The organism is Gordonia sp. AC31, from assembly GCF_031844505.1.
In the GTDB taxonomy this organism is placed as follows: domain Bacteria; phylum Actinomycetota; class Actinomycetes; order Mycobacteriales; family Mycobacteriaceae; genus Gordonia; species Gordonia hongkongensis.
This window is the reverse complement of sequence record NZ_JAUZVK010000014.1, coordinates 100195-116169: the sequence shown is the minus strand read 5'-3', so window position 1 is coordinate 116169 and position 15975 is coordinate 100195. Positions and strand designations below refer to the sequence as shown.

The 15975-nt window shown below is 68.9% G+C and carries 17 protein-coding genes; 8 read left to right on the top strand and 9 right to left on the bottom strand.

Going from position 1 to position 15975, the window contains the following annotated elements; genetic code table 11:
• Positions 1-88: 88 nt before the first annotated feature.
• Positions 89-724 (bottom strand): LON peptidase substrate-binding domain-containing protein, encoded by a 636-nt coding sequence (locus tag Q9R39_RS17160; protein WP_176455922.1) that lies wholly within the window; start codon positions 722-724, stop codon positions 89-91.
• A 54-nt stretch (positions 725-778) separates the two neighbouring features.
• A complete protein-coding gene (locus Q9R39_RS17155) occupies positions 779-1087 on the bottom strand; it encodes an antibiotic biosynthesis monooxygenase (RefSeq protein ID WP_035717146.1) in 309 nt (102 codons plus the stop codon).
• Between the two features lie 111 nt (positions 1088-1198).
• Between Q9R39_RS17155 and Q9R39_RS17150 the strand changes: the two genes are divergently transcribed.
• Complete coding sequence (locus Q9R39_RS17150) at positions 1199-2029, top strand: alpha/beta hydrolase (RefSeq protein ID WP_311277861.1); 831 nt, start codon at positions 1199-1201, stop codon at positions 2027-2029.
• Positions 2030-2098: 69 nt separating this feature from the next.
• On the opposite strand, the gene Q9R39_RS17145 is transcribed toward Q9R39_RS17150, so the two are convergent.
• Together Q9R39_RS17145 and Q9R39_RS17140 are read right to left on the bottom strand one after the other, a co-directional pair.
• Positions 2099-3049: a hypothetical protein gene (locus Q9R39_RS17145; RefSeq protein WP_068972210.1), complete on the bottom strand. Its 951-nt coding sequence runs from the start codon at positions 3047-3049 to the stop codon at positions 2099-2101.
• Positions 3050-3212: 163 nt separating this feature from the next.
• On the bottom strand, positions 3213-4109 hold the full coding sequence (locus tag Q9R39_RS17140; RefSeq protein WP_068972209.1) for an A/G-specific adenine glycosylase: 897 nt from the start codon (positions 4107-4109) through the stop codon (positions 3213-3215).
• Here Q9R39_RS17140 and Q9R39_RS17135 point away from each other — a divergent pair.
• The 3 genes from Q9R39_RS17135 to Q9R39_RS17125 all read left to right on the top strand — a co-directional run bounded on the left by Q9R39_RS17135 (position 4108) and on the right by Q9R39_RS17125 (position 6929).
• Positions 4108-4758: a carbonic anhydrase gene (locus Q9R39_RS17135; RefSeq protein ID WP_055475232.1), complete on the top strand. Its 651-nt coding sequence runs from the start codon at positions 4108-4110 to the stop codon at positions 4756-4758. The genes Q9R39_RS17140 and Q9R39_RS17135 overlap by 2 nt on opposite strands.
• Positions 4759-4891: 133 nt before the next feature.
• Positions 4892-5662, top strand: a complete 771-nt coding sequence (locus tag Q9R39_RS17130; protein ID WP_058252679.1) for a hypothetical protein — start codon at positions 4892-4894, stop codon at positions 5660-5662.
• Between the two features lie 187 nt (positions 5663-5849).
• Positions 5850-6929 carry an alpha/beta hydrolase-fold protein gene (locus tag Q9R39_RS17125; RefSeq protein WP_311277860.1) on the top strand — a complete coding sequence of 360 codons (1080 nt, stop codon included), beginning with the start codon at positions 5850-5852 and terminating at the stop codon, positions 6927-6929.
• 97 nt (positions 6930-7026) lie between these two features.
• Here Q9R39_RS17125 and disA read toward each other — a convergent pair whose 3' ends face one another.
• Complete coding sequence (disA, locus tag Q9R39_RS17120; protein ID WP_055475230.1) at positions 7027-8112, bottom strand: DNA integrity scanning diadenylate cyclase DisA; 1086 nt, start codon at positions 8110-8112, stop codon at positions 7027-7029.
• Between the two features lie 106 nt (positions 8113-8218).
• On the opposite strand from disA, the gene Q9R39_RS17115 reads away from it, so the two are divergent.
• Positions 8219-8767, top strand: coding sequence for a PaaI family thioesterase (locus Q9R39_RS17115; RefSeq protein ID WP_055475229.1), 549 nt, complete (start codon positions 8219-8221; stop codon positions 8765-8767).
• A 22-nt stretch (positions 8768-8789) separates the two neighbouring features.
• Here Q9R39_RS17115 and radA read toward each other — a convergent pair whose 3' ends face one another.
• On the bottom strand, positions 8790-10169 hold the full coding sequence (radA, locus tag Q9R39_RS17110) for a DNA repair protein RadA (RefSeq protein WP_055475228.1): 1380 nt from the start codon (positions 10167-10169) through the stop codon (positions 8790-8792).
• Positions 10170-10255: 86 nt separating this feature from the next.
• A complete protein-coding gene (locus Q9R39_RS17105) occupies positions 10256-10939 on the bottom strand; it encodes a hypothetical protein (protein WP_311277859.1) in 684 nt (227 codons plus the stop codon).
• A gap of 446 nt (positions 10940-11385) precedes the next feature.
• On the opposite strand from Q9R39_RS17105, the gene Q9R39_RS17100 reads away from it, so the two are divergent.
• From Q9R39_RS17100 to ispF, 3 genes are read left to right on the top strand one after another with little or no spacing between them, the layout of a single operon-like run.
• Positions 11386-11874 carry a CarD family transcriptional regulator gene (locus tag Q9R39_RS17100; protein ID WP_004020903.1) on the top strand — a complete coding sequence of 163 codons (489 nt, stop codon included), beginning with the start codon at positions 11386-11388 and terminating at the stop codon, positions 11872-11874.
• 30 nt (positions 11875-11904) lie between these two features.
• Positions 11905-12597 carry a 2-C-methyl-D-erythritol 4-phosphate cytidylyltransferase gene (gene ispD / locus Q9R39_RS17095; protein WP_311277858.1) on the top strand — a complete coding sequence of 231 codons (693 nt, stop codon included), beginning with the start codon at positions 11905-11907 and terminating at the stop codon, positions 12595-12597.
• Positions 12594-13061: a 2-C-methyl-D-erythritol 2,4-cyclodiphosphate synthase gene (gene ispF / locus Q9R39_RS17090; protein ID WP_311277857.1), complete on the top strand. Its 468-nt coding sequence runs from the start codon at positions 12594-12596 to the stop codon at positions 13059-13061. The genes ispD and ispF overlap by 4 nt, the downstream gene beginning before the upstream one ends.
• Here the strand turns inward: ispF and Q9R39_RS17085 are convergent.
• Together Q9R39_RS17085 and Q9R39_RS17080 are read right to left on the bottom strand one after the other, a co-directional pair.
• Complete coding sequence (locus Q9R39_RS17085) at positions 13058-14290, bottom strand: nucleotide disphospho-sugar-binding domain-containing protein (protein WP_311277856.1); 1233 nt, start codon at positions 14288-14290, stop codon at positions 13058-13060. The two genes, ispF and Q9R39_RS17085, sit on opposite strands and share 4 nt — an antisense overlap.
• On the bottom strand, positions 14287-15639 hold the full coding sequence (locus Q9R39_RS17080; protein WP_311277855.1) for a hypothetical protein: 1353 nt from the start codon (positions 15637-15639) through the stop codon (positions 14287-14289). The genes Q9R39_RS17085 and Q9R39_RS17080 overlap by 4 nt, the downstream gene beginning before the upstream one ends.
• Positions 15640-15975: the final 336 nt, after the last annotated feature.

Here is a 15975-nt window from a genome sequence, read left to right as displayed (position 1 = left end):
GGGCGGCCGACAGCCGCCGATGGACAGGTGTGAACTACGGCACACGCAATACTAGAACACGTTCTAACTCTGATGCCAGGGGTGGTCGTCAGGAACTGCCGAAGGCCACCCGGGCCTCCATCCCCTGCAGCACGTCGTGGAGGATCTCGATCTGGTCGGACGGGTCCTCGGCCTCGAGGAGTCGTTGCTGGTCATGCGGTTGTCCCGCCGTCTGCGCCGCCCACCGGTGGATGGGCGAGAGGTCTGCGGCCCGGGGATCGGAGTCGATGAGCGCGAAGGCGGCGATGATCGGCTCGGGGTCCTCGCCGGCGGCGCGGAACTTTCGCCGGATCAGCTCGCGGTGTCGTTCGGCGAGGTCGCGCAGACGGGCCAGATCGGAGCGGCTCGGGGTCCGTTCGGGCAACACCGTGATGCGGGCGCGGGGATATGGATCGTCGGGCAGCCACTCCTCGACCCGGAACCGGCGACGGCCGATTGCGGTCAGCGCCGCGCGGCCGTCCGGCAGCCGGCCGGTGATCTCGGCGTGTGCCAAGGTGCCGACCCGGCAGCGTGATTCGCCGCCGCCGACCTCGGAACCGCGCTCGATGAGTACCACGCCGAATCTGACCGTGGGCGGGTCGGTCGAGGTGTCGGCATGGTCGTCCAGCATCTGCCGATAGCGTGGCTCGAAGATGCGCAACGGCAGTTCCGCGCTCGGCACCAGGGCGGTGCCGAGCGGGAACATCGGCGCGACGAGCGTTTCGCCCGCCGCCGGTTCAGAGGTCAGGGCGTGCTCGTCTCAGGACTTGGGTCGCGCGTCGAGCACGACCTCGAACTCGAGCAGATCCGCACCCGAGGCGACCGGCTTCGCGCGCTCACCGGAGTGCGCCTCGCGGGCCGGACCCGCCGACCAGGCCTGGAAGTCCTCTTCGGACTCCCACTCGGTGACGACGAAGTAGCGGTCGTCACCCTTGACCGGACGCAGCAACTGGAATCCGAGGAACCCCTTGGACCCGTCGACCGAGTGGGCGCGATTGGCGAACCGCTTCTCCAGTTCGGGGCCCGCGCCCTCGGGGACGGAGATGGCATTGATCTTCACAACAGACATGCGTCCACCATAGGCGCTGCGCGCGGGCGGTCGTCTGGGGAACGACGACACGGCGGTCGGGCCCCGTGCCGGTCGTCGGTGGCACTGCGGTTCTGCGACTACAGTTCTGGCATGTTCGACGGTGAGGTTCCGCAGGAGACCGGACTTCGCGACCACGGTGGTCCCGAAGTCGCGGACAACGCGAACGGATCGTCGGCCACAGTCGAGCGCGCGGCGCCGCCCATCGTGTTGCTGCACGGCCTGATGGGCCGCGGACGGACATGGCGCCGCCAGGTCCCGTGGCTGCGCCGGTACGGCCGGGTGTTCACCTACGACGCCGCGTTCCACACCGGCGCCGACGCCGAAGAACCCTGCGACGGCGGCGAACTCGCGACGGAGCGGTTCGTCGCCGACCTCGCCGAGGTCCTCACCTGGATCGACCGCGGGCCTGCGGTCCTCATCGGGCATTCGATGGGAGCCCTGCACGCCTGGTGCGCGGCGGCGGAGTACCCCGAACTCGTCGCGGCACTGGTCGTCGAGGACATGGCCCCCGACTTCCGCGGCCGGACCACCACGAGCTGGACCCCGTGGTTCGAGTCCTGGCCGGACCGATTCGCCTCCGAGGCCGAAGCCGTCGAGATGTTCGGGCCGGTGGCCGGCCGCTACTTCTTCGAGGCCTTCGACGACGGCCGGTTACACGGCCGGATTCCGTTGTGGACCGCGATCGCCGAGGAATGGGGCCGACGCGACTTCTGGACGCAATGGCGTTCGGTCGACGTGCCGGCGCTGCTGATCGAGGCCGAGCACGGGGTCACCCCGCCGGGGCAGATGCGGACGATGTGCGCGGTCAACGACCACGCCCGATACCTCCGCGTGCCGGGTGCCGGACATCTGATCCACGACGACGCGCCGCATGTCTATCGCGGTGCGGTGGAGGCATTTCTGTCCGGCCTCGACCGCTGAGGCTGCTGCGCAACGTAATTCGGGGCGTACACGACGAATCGTGTACGCCCCGAGAAGGAACGGGTGGCGTCAGGCCGGGTCGGCCGGCGCGATGGGCGCGCCGTTGAGCCGGCGCCAGCAGTGCACCAGGAACAACTGGGCCACCGGAGCCGCGACGATGAGTCCCACGTAGCAGAGGAGCACACCGACGAGGTTGATGGCGTAGGTGACCAGCAGGGTCAGGATCGAGTCGCCGACCTTCGACTTGGTCAACTCGAAGGACGCCTTCATCGCGTTGATCGGCGACAGACTCTTGTCGATGGTCGCGACCACCGAGAACATCAGGAAGAACATCGCGATGATGCCCGGGATGATGCACAGCGCGTAGCCGATACCCGTGATGAGGCCGACGAGGATCGCGGTTCCGATGACCGGCCCGAAGCGGATCGGGGTCAGGAACGACTTCGCCGTCACCGGTTCGCCGTTGGCCACCCGGACCGCGCCCGAGATGATGCTCGCCTGGATGTAGAGGAGGCCCAGGATGAAAACGAGGTACACCAGGCCGAGGAGGATGCCGCCGCCGAGGCCGAGCGACGTCTCCTCGTAGTAGAAGCCATTGCCGTAGTCGACGGTCTCGGTGGTGCCGAAGATCGACACCGCGGAGAACCCCACCGCGATGAGTGCTGCGCCCAACAGGAACACCGCGAGGCCCGGCAGGATCATCGCGCCGACGTTGTTCTTGAACTTGCCGAAGGCCCACGAGAACGCGGTGCCCACGTCGATCTTGCCCGAATCTCCCGGCGCGCCGTAGGGATCCGGGGCTCCGGGATAGGCCCCGGCGTCACCGTACTGCGGCCCGCCCGGAGGCGGCGGAGGCGGGGCCTGGCCGTACTGCGGCTGCGGCGGCGGCTGCTGGCCGTACGGCGGTTGCTGCCCGTACTGCGGCGGCTGCTGCCCGTATTGGGGCGGCTGCTGCCCGGGGAAGCCGCCCGGTTGCTGCGGGTCCGGCGGCGGGACAGGGGGATACGGCGGCTGACTCATGGATCGGGACATTAGCAACGATCCGGGCGTGGTGGGAGACTATCTCCGAACGATCAAACGACTGGTCAATGAACCCGGCACGGATTATGAGGTCTGTCATCGCCGGCTCGAGCGGAGTTCCGGTACAGCCGTCTCGGTGCCGTTCGGCGGAGTCCCGGCGGAGCTATGCCTCGCCGGCGAGGCAGTAGCGTCCGCTCGCGGTGATCTCCACGAGCCCGTCGACGAGCAGCGAATCCAGGGCCCGGTCGCGCTGGGCGGTGTCGGAGGTCCACACGACGTCGAGTGCGGCTCGGTCGACGGCGTCGTCGGTGTTGCGCAGGACATCGAGGAGCAGACCGCGCACCTGGCGGTCGGTGCCGGCGAACTTCTGCACCCGGCGCGGCGGTCCGGAGTGCGCCGGCCGGCCGAGACCGACCCAGGTGCAATTGTCGACGAGAGGGCACTTGTCGCACTTGGGGTTTCGGGCCGTGCAGACGAGCGCGCCGAGTTCCATCAGCGCCGCCGAGAAGCGTGGCGCCGACGCGGCGTAGGTGCCGTCGTCGGACCGGGGGAGCAGCGCCTGCGCGTCGGCGAGATCCCGCCGCGACGGATTCGCCGGTTGTTCGCGCCCGTGAACCGCGCGGACGATGACCCGCCGGACGTTGGTGTCGACCACCGGCACGGCCTGTCCATAGGCGAAGCAGGCGACCGCCCGTGCGGTGTAGTCCCCGATACCGGGCAGTCCCAGCATGGTCTCGACATCCTCGGGAACCCGATCGCCGTGGTCGGCGGCCAGCACCTTGGCGCACTCGTGAAGGCGGAGCGCGCGTCGGGGGTAGCCGAGCTTGCCCCACGCCCGCAGGACCTCCCCGGCCGGTTCGACCGCCATCGCCGAGGGGACCGGCCATCGCCGGACCCACTCCCGCCAGGGTTCGACCACCCGGGACACCGGCGTCTGCTGCAACATGATCTCGCTGATGAGGATCTGCCAGCCGCTACACGACGGGTCACGCCACGGAAGATCCCGTTCATGCATATCGAACCAACCGAGCAGATGGCCCGATGGCACACTATTGGGCATGACCGCAACGACACCACGGCAGGCCTGGCGCATCCTGCGCGACGGCAACAACCGATTTGTGACAGGTGAATCTCAGCATCCCAGCCAGGGTATCGAGGACCGGGCGCGACTCGCCGGGGGCCAGCACCCGCACGTCGCGCTCTTCGGTTGCGCCGACTCCCGCCTGGCGGCCGAGATCATCTTCGACCAGGGTCTCGGCGACATGTTCGTCGTCCGCACGGCCGGTCAGGTCATCGACTCGGCGGTCCTCGGTTCGCTCGAGTACGCCGTCGAGGTGTTGCAGGTACCGCTCATCGTGATCCTCGGGCACGACAGCTGCGGCGCGGTGAAGGCCACCCTCGACGCGCTCGACGACAACCAGATCCCCGGCGGTTACATCCGGGACGTCGTGGAACGGGTCACCCCAAGCATCCTCGCCGGCCGTAGCGAGGGCCTGACACGAGTCGACGAGTTCGAGGCCCGCCATGTGGTGGAGACCGGGCAGCTGCTCATGCAGCGCAGCCGGATCATCGCCGACCGGATCAGTACCGGCCGCCTGGCGATCGTCGGCCTGACCTACCAGCTCAGCGAGGGTCAGGTGAACGTCCAGGGCGTGTACGGGGACATCGGTGAACGCCCGGCGCCCACCGCGGTGGCCGAGTCTGCCTGACGTCGTATTCGTCTCCGCATGCGGTGGACCTGAAGGCGAACTCTAGACTTTGCCTGCTCGGGACCGCTTTCCCGCTGCGACACGCCGCACGTGATGAACCAGAAGTCAAGACCCGGCCGTTAGCGTTGTGGTCGTGATCGAACCCCAGGGCCCGCTGCCACCCGAGATCTACTGGCGACGCCGCGTCGTCGCCGCGGGTGGTGCGCTGGTCGTGGTCGGTCTGGTCGTAGCACTGATCGTGTGGATGACGTCGGGAAGCGGGGATCCGCAGAACACCGCAGCCACCGCGAGCGTGTCGTCGAGCTCATCGGCGTCGTCGACGACATCCGCGCCGCCCGCGTCGGAACCGCAGGCGGGTGGCGCCTCCGGTGAACCGGATGCGGGGGGCGGCGCCGGCGGCGGGGCGGGTGCTCCGGCGGGGCCGCCCGCGGGGTCCGCGACCCCGGTCGAATCGGCAAGTCCAGCAGGCGTTCCCGGAGCGGCCGGCGGGCCGGCCCTGTGCCCGGATCAGGCGATCTCGGTGGTCCTCTACACCGACAAGCCCACCTACACGATCGGACAGAACCCGGTGTTCACCATCGTGACCACCAACGCGGGACTGTCCGAGTGCACCCGCGACGTCGGCAAGGCCGTGCAGAACGTCATCGTCCGCACCCTGGACGGCACCCGGACGCTGTGGTCGGCGCGCGACTGCTCGCCGCTGAACACCGTCAACAACGTGGTGCTCAAGCCTGCGCAGCAGGTGAAGGACACGATCACCTGGTCGGGCACCACCAGCAGCCCCGGTTGCGAGCGCCCGCGGACCCAGGTGCCCGCCGGCTCCTACTCCGCCATCGGCAAGATCGGCGAACGCGAATCGTTCCCGATCACGTTCAACATGGTCGCCCCGGCCCAACAGCCCTGAGCGACGGTCACGTTCGCCGGGCCAGGCGACTAGTCGTAGCGCTCGATGCTGGTCTCGGCCAGGCGGGTACCGCGAACTATTCGTTCGCTAGGTAAAGTACCGACTCGTTGAGTATCAATGATGAGATCTCCTACCTCGGTCTCGTCTGGCGGGGAGGTCTCTCATCCGAGTCGGATTCAAGGCGTTCATGCGTCGCTGTGTGGTTGCCGCGGGCGTTGCGGTGACGTGCGCATCATCAACGCTGGTGTGGGGCAGCGGGCCCGCAGTGGCATCCGACCCGGAGATGCTCAGGGCTGACGCGGGTTGCGTCTGGAGAACGCCGGCCGAGCGCGCTCAGAACCTACAGACATGTACCTTCGACTCGACTGCGCTCGGGCGAGAGGCCACGGTCCAGATCCGAGCCGCAGACACACGAGAGCGCCAGGCAGGGCGCGGAATCTACTTCCTGGACGGATTGGGGTCGAATCCGGAGTTCAGTACGTGGACAGCGGAGCCTGAAACCGTCGCTGCCTACGATTCCGTCAACACTCTCGTCTTTCCGGCCGGTGGTGCAGGTGAGTGGATGACAGACTGGGAGAAAGCGCCCACCGGTCAGTCGATTCCGCCGCAATGGAGCTCGTTCATCGGGGTCGAACTGCCGAAGTATCTGCAGCGGAACTTCGATGTGCCGAGATCGGGCAACGGCATCGTCGGGGTATCGATGTCCGCGGGTCCGGCGATCGTCCTTGCGCTGGACCATCCAACGGTGTTCAAAGTGGCCCGTTCCTACTCCGGCTACTATCCGACTGACAACCCGCTCGGGTGGTTGGGAATACCTGCCATCCAGCGTGAGCGTGCCGACATCGAGAACGGACGCACCGCGATGTGGGGAGACCCTGAGGCGCCGGGTAACCGCTGGGCACAGAACGACGTCCTGTCCCGTATCGGCGAAGTCGCGCGAACTCGCCAGACCGTGATTGTTTCCTCCGGGAACGGAATTCCGACCAGCAATGAACTCCGCGAAGCCAACCAGGTCCTTCAGGAACGATTGGCTGCTGATCCCGGATCGGGTCCGAAGCTCGTGCAGCAGGCGGCAACCGCGCTAGCTCTGGGAGTTGCGCTGGAGTCTGGCGCTATGTTCTCGACGGTGGCCCTCCAGGCCGTATCGACACGTCTCGGACTGCCGATCTCGTTCAACTATCGGAACGGCGGACACAACTGGTATGCGTGGTCGGCGGACGCGAACGATGACGCGCAGATGATCGAACGAGCACTGCTGTCCAGATAGCGGCCTCGCGGCCGTTGCCGTGATCGTCCTGGGACGAGACGCCCGAATACTAGACTGAACGGCTGCCAGTTCACTCAGCCGCATTTCGGTGGCGCGATCAGTCGTAGCGCTCGATGCTGGTCTCGGCCAGGCGGGACAGTCCCTCACGGATGTGGCGAGCCCAGATGCTGCCGATACCCTCGACCGCCTGCAGGTCGGCCGACGAGCTCGCGAGCAGCGCCTGTAGGGTCCCGAAGCTGCGCACGAGCCGGTCCACGTGGGCGAACTGCAGTCGCGAGATCCGGGCGAGCAGACGGTAGCCGCGGGGACTCATCGCCGTGTCCTGGGCCTCGATCGTCGTCGGGTACCCGAAGGCCCCGGCGAGCAGGGTGAGGTCGAGAAGGTCTGCGTCGCTGAGGTTTTCGACGACTTCGAGCGCCTGGCGGACATCCTCGGCGGTCGCCGGCTCGGGGCTGGCGTAGTAGTCGCGGACGAGCAGTTCGCGCATGGTGTCGTTGTCGCTGATCAGCTCCTCGAGCTGCAGGCTGACCTGCCGGCCGTTCACACCGAGTTCGAGGACGTACTCCTCGATCTCGGCCGACACACGACGGACCATCTCCATGCGCTGGGCGGTCGACATCGCGTCGCGCAGCAGCACGTAGTCCTCGATCTCCGCGCGCGACAGCGCCGAGATCACCTCGTCGAGCCGGGCCTTGTACCGCTCGAGGGTGGCCAGCGCGACGTTGGCACGGGACAGGATCGGGTCCGGGCTCTCGACGACCCGGCGGGCGCCGTCGACGTAGACGCTCACGATCGACATCGACGCGCTCACCGAGATCACCGGATGCCCGGTCTGGATGGCGGTCCGCTCCGCCGCGCGGTGACGGGTGCCCGACTCCTCGGTCGGGATGGAGGGATCGGGGACCAGCTGGACGTTGGCCCGCACGATGCGCTTGCCGTCGGTGGAGAGCACGACTGCGCCGTCCATCTTGGCGAGCTCGCGCAGTCGCGTCGGCGCGAACTCCACGTCGAGGTGGAAACCGCCGTCGCAGATCTTCTCGACGTCGGAGTCGTGCCCCAGCACGATGAGGGCGCCGGTGCCGCCTCGCAGGATGCGTTCGAGGCCGTCACGAAGCGGCGTGCCGGGCGCGACGCGCGCCACCGTGTCGCGCGTCAGCTCCGATCTGACCACCTCGGCAACCATGACTTCCCTCCAGCTACCCGTCCGTCCCCGCGGGGACGGCGCCCACCCGCGCAAGGCCGGATGCCCGCGACATCGGCCGTTCTGATGGTGACTAGGGTACCGGGGTGTGAAGAGCAGCAGTTTCGTGGTGCCCGACGACCTGGACGAGGTGGAACGCCACCCGAAGGCGGCCAAGCCGGGCGAACCCGTCCGCATGCACAACCCGACCTGCTATGGCTGTGGACCGGACTCCCCGCAGGGCCTGCATCTGGTGGTGCATGCGGGTGAGGGGTTCACCGTCGACGCGTCGATGGAGGTCGAGACCCGGATGGAGGGCGGCCCCGGCGTCATCCACGGCGGCATCCTGAGCACCGCGTTCGACGAGGTGATGGGCACGATCCCGCTCCTGATCGGGCCCTCCGGGGTGACGGTGCATCTCGAGGTTGATTACATCCGGCCCATCCCGGTGGGCTCGACGCTGCAGTTCACCGGCACCTTGCTGGGCCGACAGCGCCGCAAGATCTTCACCGAGGCGGTCGCCCACATCGGTAATCCGGACGAGCCGGTGGCCAGCGCACACGCGATCTTCGTGACGATCGATGTGCGGAAGCACTTCGCCGCCCATGTCGAGAAGAGCGCCCGGGCGGAGGAGTACAAACGCCGGATGTACCCCTAGGCGCAGCGGCCAGGGGGACGGGTCAGAAGGGCGCGTCCACCGGATCGGCGTCGCGGAGACCGACGGCGTCGCCGAGGTTCGCCACACGCAGGATCCGGATGCCCGTCGGCAGTTCCTCGTCGGTGGCCGCGGGGATGATCGCCTCCCGGAAGCCGAGTCGCTTCGCCTCTGCGAGTCGGCGCGCGACGGCCGAGACACGACGGACCTCACCGCCGAGCCCGACCTCGCCGACGACCACCGTCGACTGCGGGATCGGCTGGTTCTTCACCGTGGAGTACACGGCGAGCGCGATCGCGAGATCGGCGGCCGGCTCGGTCACGCGCATGCCGCCCACCGTGGAGAGATACACCTCGCTCTTCGCGATCTGTTTCAGACCCCCGCGTGCCTGCAGTACCGCGAGCACCATCGAGACGCGGTTCATGTCCAGGCCGGAGACCGCCCGGCGCGGAATGTTCATCTCGGTGCCGTTCGCCAGCGCCTGGACCTCGCCCACCAGTGCGCGTTTGCCGTCCATGGTCACCAGGGTCGCGCTGCCGCTCACATCCGAATCACGTTGATGCAGAAAGATTCCGGAGGGATCCGGGACCTGATGGATGCCGTCGTCGCGCTGTTCGAAACACCCCACCTCGTCGGCCGCCCCGAACCGGTTCTTGACACCGCGGACCATGCGTAGCGTCGAGTGCCGGTCACCCTCGAACGCGAGTACGACGTCGACGAGGTGCTCCAGCGACCGCGGCCCGGCGACCGCGCCCTCCTTGGTGACGTGGCCGACGAGGATGACCGCGACCCCGCGGTTCTTGGCGAGCGAGACCAGTGCGGTCGTGACCGCCCGGATCTGGGTCACGCCGCCGGTGACGCCGTCGGCCCCGGAGGCGACGAGGGTCTGTACCGAGTCGACGATCATGAGTGACGGCGCGACGGAGTCGACGTGGCCGAGGATCGTCGCGAGGTCGGTCTCGGCGGCCAGGTAGACGTTCGGGTGCACCGCGCCGGTGCGCTCGGCCCGCATGCGGACCTGCCCGGCAGATTCCTCGCCGGTGATGTAAAGCGCCGTGCGGTCCTGTGCCGCCCAGTGTTTGACGGCTTCGAGCAGCAGCGTCGACTTGCCGACGCCGGGCTCACCGGCCAGCAGGATGACCGAGCCCGGGACGACGCCGCGGCCCAGCACCCGGTCGAGCTCGCCGATGCCCGTGGGGATCGCGGCGGACGATTCGGCGTCGACCTCGGTGATGCGCAGAGCGGGGCTCGACGGTGCGACCGCCGCGGTCGAGCGCGCCGACGGTGCCGGCCCGGCCACCTCGCCGATGGTGCCCCATTCGCCGCACTCGGGGCAGCGGCCCACCCACTTGGGCACCTGATGGCCACACGCGGTGCAGCGGAAGGACGTCTTGGTTCTGGCCACCCGGTCAGCCTAGGTGGCGGGGCCGACAGAACGAGCGAGGCCCGGCGTGTGCCGGGCCTCGCTCGTGGAAGTGGTTCGACCGGTGGTCAGTGGCCGCCTTCGCCGTGACCCTCGCCGTCGGCGCCGTGTTCGCCGGTGCCGGCCCCGGAGCCCTCTTCGCCGTGGCCCTCGTCGCCGTGATGCTGGTTGTAGAAGGTCGGCTCGGCGTTACGTGCCACGTCCTGGCGCTCGAGCTCGGCGCCGCCGTCGACCGGGGCGTCGACGGTGGTCTGGCCGGCATCGACCCAGCGGCCGTCGGCCTCGCGCTTCTCGAACACGAACGTCAGCTCGGTCGTCAGACCCGCCGCGACCGTGTCACCGGTGTTGTCGAGCTCGACGCTGAGGCGCTTCTCGAACTCGGGGTTGGCGCCGACCGGGGTGCCGCCGCGCAGCGCCCCGTTGGGCGGGATGACGCGATCATCGGCCTCAGCGCCCTCGATGAAGGTGACCTGCCCCTCCTCGGGGTTGATCTCCTTGAGGCGGTAGTAGACCAGCGGATCGGAGTTGGCGATGACGAACGCCAGCTCGAACGGTCCGCCGTCGCCGAAGACCGTCGATGCGTCGTTCTCGGGGTAGAGGATCTGCACGTCGCGGAGCCCGAGTTCGTCGTAGTTGACGTTCGCGCCGTTGATCGCGGGCAGCTGATTGGCGGTCTGCGAGATCTGACCCGCACCGCAGCCGGTGGTGCCGAGGGCGACGGCGATGCCGATCGCGGCAACCGCGGTCACCATGCGAGATGGCCGAACCGCCGACCGCCGCGCGGAAAGTGATAGCACTGACACCCGATCCTCCCAGGTCAAACGAAGCCGACATGCAGCGCGCGAAACCCTGCACTACGCAGCGTAGTGGGCGCGGTGCGGAAAAGTCCGGCCGGGTACCCGATTGGTCTTTCGCCGTCGCCGGCGCCACGGCCCCGCAGCGGTCGCCGGGTGGTCGAGCCCACGTCGTCCCAGGGGTCTGCGGGCGGTGCCGGGGAGCCCGGTCGACACCGTGGTGGGGCGTACCCCGCGCCAGGCCGACGGGGAGCTCCGGTGGGGTAGCCCACCCTCACCGCGCACCCCTCGCGACCTCGCAAGAGCCTGTCATGAAACCTGTTCACCGCGTTGACCTGCACCGTTGGGTGGGTGCCTCGGAACGCCCGTGCTAGACTGGCTTCACTCGAAAGGGGCAAGGAACATTGAATTTCAAAGTTGGCGACACCGTCGTTTACCCCCATCACGGTGCTGCCCGGGTCGAAGACATCGTGACCCGGACCATCAAGGGTGAGCAGATCGAATACCTTGTTCTCAAGGTTGCCGACGGTGACATGACCGTTCAGATTCCCTCGACGAAGCTCGAGTACGTGGGCGTTCGCGACGTCGTCGGGCAGGAAGGTCTCGATCAGGTCTTCCAGGTTCTGCGGGCCCCGCACACCGAGGAGCCGACCAACTGGGCGCGCCGGTTCAAGGCGAACCAGGAGAAGCTGATCTCGGGCGACATCATCAAGGTCGCCGAGATCGTCCGCGACCTCTGGCGTCGCGAACAGGATCGTGGGTTGTCGGCCGGTGAGAAGCGGATGCTGACCCGAGCCCGTCGCGTTCTGGTCGACGAGTTGTCACTCGCCCAGAACACCGACGACGAGAAGGCCACCAGCATGCTGGACGAGGTCCTCGCCGCCGCTTCCTGACCGCCGGTCGTACCTGGTTCAGGACTCTTCGTGACCCCTACGCCGGAGCTTTCCGGCGCAGAAGTCTGTGTCATCATCCCGGCCGCCGGGTCGGGAACCCGACTCGGTGAGCCGGTGCCCAAGGCCTTCGTGGATGTGGGCGGACGGACGATTCTCGAGCGATGCATCGACAACATCCCCGCCTCGCTGGGGGCGACCGTGGTCGTCGTGGTGCCCGCCGACCTCGTCGATCGGGCGTCGGCGTTGCTGACCGGCGTGCGCGTCGTCGCCGGTGGCGCTCACCGGTCGGATTCGGTGCGCGCCGGCATCGCCGCCGCCGGCCACGCCGGCATCCTGCTCGTGCACGACGCCGCGCGACCACTCACCCCCGCGCGGGTGTTCACCGACGTCGTCGCCGCGATCCGCGCCGGGCATCAGGCGGTCGTCCCCGCCGTTCCCGTCGTCGACACCCTCAAACAGGTCGAGCCCGGCCCGGCCGGTCTCGAACGCGTGACGCGGACCGTCGACCGCGAGGAGTTGCGCGCCGTACAGACCCCCCAGGGTTTCACCCGTGACGCCCTCCTCCGCGCGCACGCCGATGACGCCGGTATCGCGACCGACGACGCCGGCCTCGTCGAGACATGCGGAATCGATGTCCACCTCGTCCCCGGAGACCCGCTTGCCATGAAGATCACCACGCCCTGGGACCTGCGTATCGTGCGCGACATGGTCGGTGGGCGATGAGGGTCGGCATCGGTACCGATGCCCATCGCGTCGACGCGTCCGCCGAGTGCTGGATGGTCGGTCTGTATTTTCCCGACGAACCGGGGTGTGAAGGCCACTCCGACGGCGACGTCGGCGCCCACGCGCTGTGCGATGCGGTGCTGTCGGCGGCGGGTCTGGGTGACGTGGGTTCCGTGTTCGGCACCGGTCGCCCGGAGTGGGAGGGTGTCTCGGGAGTCCAGATGCTCTCGCACGTACGGACTCTCATCGAGGCCGAAGGGCTCCGCGTGGTGAACGCGGCCGTACAGGTGGTGGGCAATCGGCCCAAGATCGGACCGCGCCGTGCGGAGGCGCAGCAGGTGCTGTCCGACGTGCTGGGCGGCCCGGTGTCGGTGTCGGCGACAACGACCGACGGCCTGGGCATGACCGGCCGCGGCGAGGGGATCGCCGCGGTGGCCACCGCGCTGCTGGACGCCGCGGGCTAATTCCCCGAGCTCAGCAGGATGTCGCAGGCCCGGCCGGTGGCCTCGGCCGACGGGGTGAGACGCGCGGCGAGACCGGCCGCGCCCGCCGCCACCGCGGGATCGGTGAGGGGGGCCAGATCGTCCGGGCCGAACCGGGCGAGACGATTGCCCGCTCCGGCGCCGGCTCTGCGCAGGGCGGCCGCCCACATCGGCTGATCGGCGCTCAACCACGCGACCACCGACGGGATCCCGGCGCGCGCCACGGCCGCCGTGGTGCCGGCGCCACCGTGGTGAACGGCACCGCCGCACTGCGGCAACAGGAGCTCGTGGTCGACGGGCCCATCGATGTGCAGCAGCCGGTCGTGGTGTGGCAGCGGGTGTTCGGTGTGCCCGATGACGCGCAGGCCGCGGGCGAGCAGAGTGGACACGATGGCGGTGATCTGCTCGCTGCTGATCTTCATGCTGCCGAAACCGACATACATCGGCGGTTCGCCTCCGCCGATCCAGTCCAGCGCGGCGGCCGTCGCGTCGTTCCCGGCCGCCATCGCACTCCGGGACGCGCTGTCGGGCAACAGGAATCCGACCAGCGGACGCTGCGCGCCCCACTCCTCGTCGAGACCGGGGAAGAGCGCGGCGTCGTAGGCCTGGATCTCCGGCACGCCCCGCGCGCGGAGCCGGCTTCCGAGTGGGCCTTTCGCGACCGGTAGGTCGAGTTCGTGGCGGAGTCGACGGTCCGCCCCGCGCACCGTCAGCCAATAGGTGCGGTCGGCGAGCAGCCACATCGCTCGCGAGACGGGCCGGGGGTAGCGGCGGTAGCGGACGTCGAGGCTCGCGTTGGGCCGCAGCGGACAGAAGTGCAACGGCACGAACGGGATTCCACGACTCTGTGCGATCGCCTCGCCGCGGTCCTGGGCGAGCGGACCGGTCACGAGCAGATCCGAGGAGTCGGCGAGCTCGCGCATCACGCGCTCGGAGGTCGCGCGCCCGTGTTCGGCGACCTCGCCGAGTGCACGCAGACGTACGCGCGGGTTCTTCGATTTGAGGCGTTCTTTCACCAGAGGGCTCGCGAGGAGCTCGGCGGTCGACGGTGCCAGCACCTCGGTCGGCAGACCCGTCGCGGCGGTCATGTCGACCAGATCCTCCGGTACGGCCAGACGTACCCCGTGTCCGCGCCGGGTGAGCTCGGCGCCGAGCGCGATCGCCGGCTGGATGTCACCCCGGCTGCCGTGGACCGCGAATGCGAACCTCATGCGCCCCAGGGCTTTCCCGAGATCCCCCAGGCGGCGAGCTCGTCGTCGACGAGGGACCGCAGGGACGCGGCGTCGGGGATGCGGACCGGGTCGAGGGAACTGACGCTGAACATCACGTGGCCGTCGTTGATCGCGAGCCAGCCGCTGACACCGCCCTTGCGGTCGCGCAACCGCACCGGGTCGCCGGTCGCGGTGATGGCCCGGATCGACAGTGCACCAGCGGTTCCGGTGCCGAGCGTCGCGAACTCGTCGGGGGCCTGGCCGACGTTCGACGCCAGGCACAGCGGTGTGGTCACCTTGGACGCCAGGCGCCGCGTGATCGACGGGCTCAGCGCCTGCAACACGACGGCTCGTTGCGCGACGGCGCCCGAGTTTGCGGCGAGTCTGCCGTAGGCGTCCTTGCATGCGGTGCGCACCGCGGTGAGGTCGTCGTAGCGCCCGGGGACGACCTCCACGAAAGCCGTTGCGCCCGAGCTGGCGTTGGCCCGCCGGTCGTCGAGCGTGCGGGAGGAGACCGGCAGCGAGACCGGGACGACGTCCCCTTCCGACACGCGACCGCTGCGCTCGAGGATGCCGACCATCAGGGCGGCGAAGAGACTGTTGTCGGTGCCCCCGCGGGACTTCGCCGCCCCGGCGTAGTCCGCCTGCGGGATCAGGACCGTGACATTCGGCGCGGTCTCGGCGCTCGAGACGTCGGTGTCGGGTGTGGTCCGGCCGGTCACCCGCACGGGGGAGGGCGGCGGGGTGGACCGGCTCGCCCGCCAGATCCGCGCCGCGGTCGTGCCCGCGGTCCACAGCAGGTCCGCCGCATCGCGGACGTCGGAGACGAGGCCGGGTTCGGCGCCGGGCACGTAGTCGAGGCCGTGGATGGCCTCGATGACCGCGACCGCTCCGGTGCCGCCGTCGGCGATGACATGGGAGATGATCAGCGAGACCAGCACCGAGTCGTCGGCGGCCGCGCGGGCGACGACGAGCCGCCACGCCGGCCCGTTCTCGAAGTCGAGCGGGGCGTCCGCCTGTGCCCGCCCCCAGGCCTCCTCGTCGCCGGCCGGTACCGGTTCGGTCTGCACCGAGACCGCGCCTGCCTCCGGGGTGTACCGCCAGTACGCGCGGCCCGGTCCACGGTGTCGGGTGACGAGCCTGCTCAGGCGCCCATAACGCAACTTCTGGCCGAGTGCGGTGATGGTGTCGACGTCGACCGTGCCGGGGAACCGCCAGAGTGTCTGGTTCACGACGGGGAGGCCGAGGACGACGTCCATCCGGACGAACAGGTCGTCGTCGGCGGTCAGGCGGTCGACGGCCTCCGGTGCCGACGTGCGGTCGGGGCGGACCAGGGATGCAAAATTCATGCTTGCCTTGCCGTTGGTTGATCGGGTCAGGTGATTGCCGGTACGGACTCCGCACTCTTCACCGCAGGACGCGCACACTACCGGACGCCTCTCCGGGAGACACGAGAGGGAAATCGCGGTTCGGTAGGGGTTCTGACGATGAGATCTTTCACACCGAGTCACGGACCAAAGGGCGACTCCCGCGCGCCCAGCGGTCATTGCTACGGCAGAAAAGCGCTCCGGCGACCTCAAAACTAAGGGTCAGAGCCATACGAGCACGTTAGTCGGACCTACGGACGTTCGAGTTCAGGTTGTCGGCCGACTCTTGCCACCGCATAGCCTCGCATTCATTTTGCT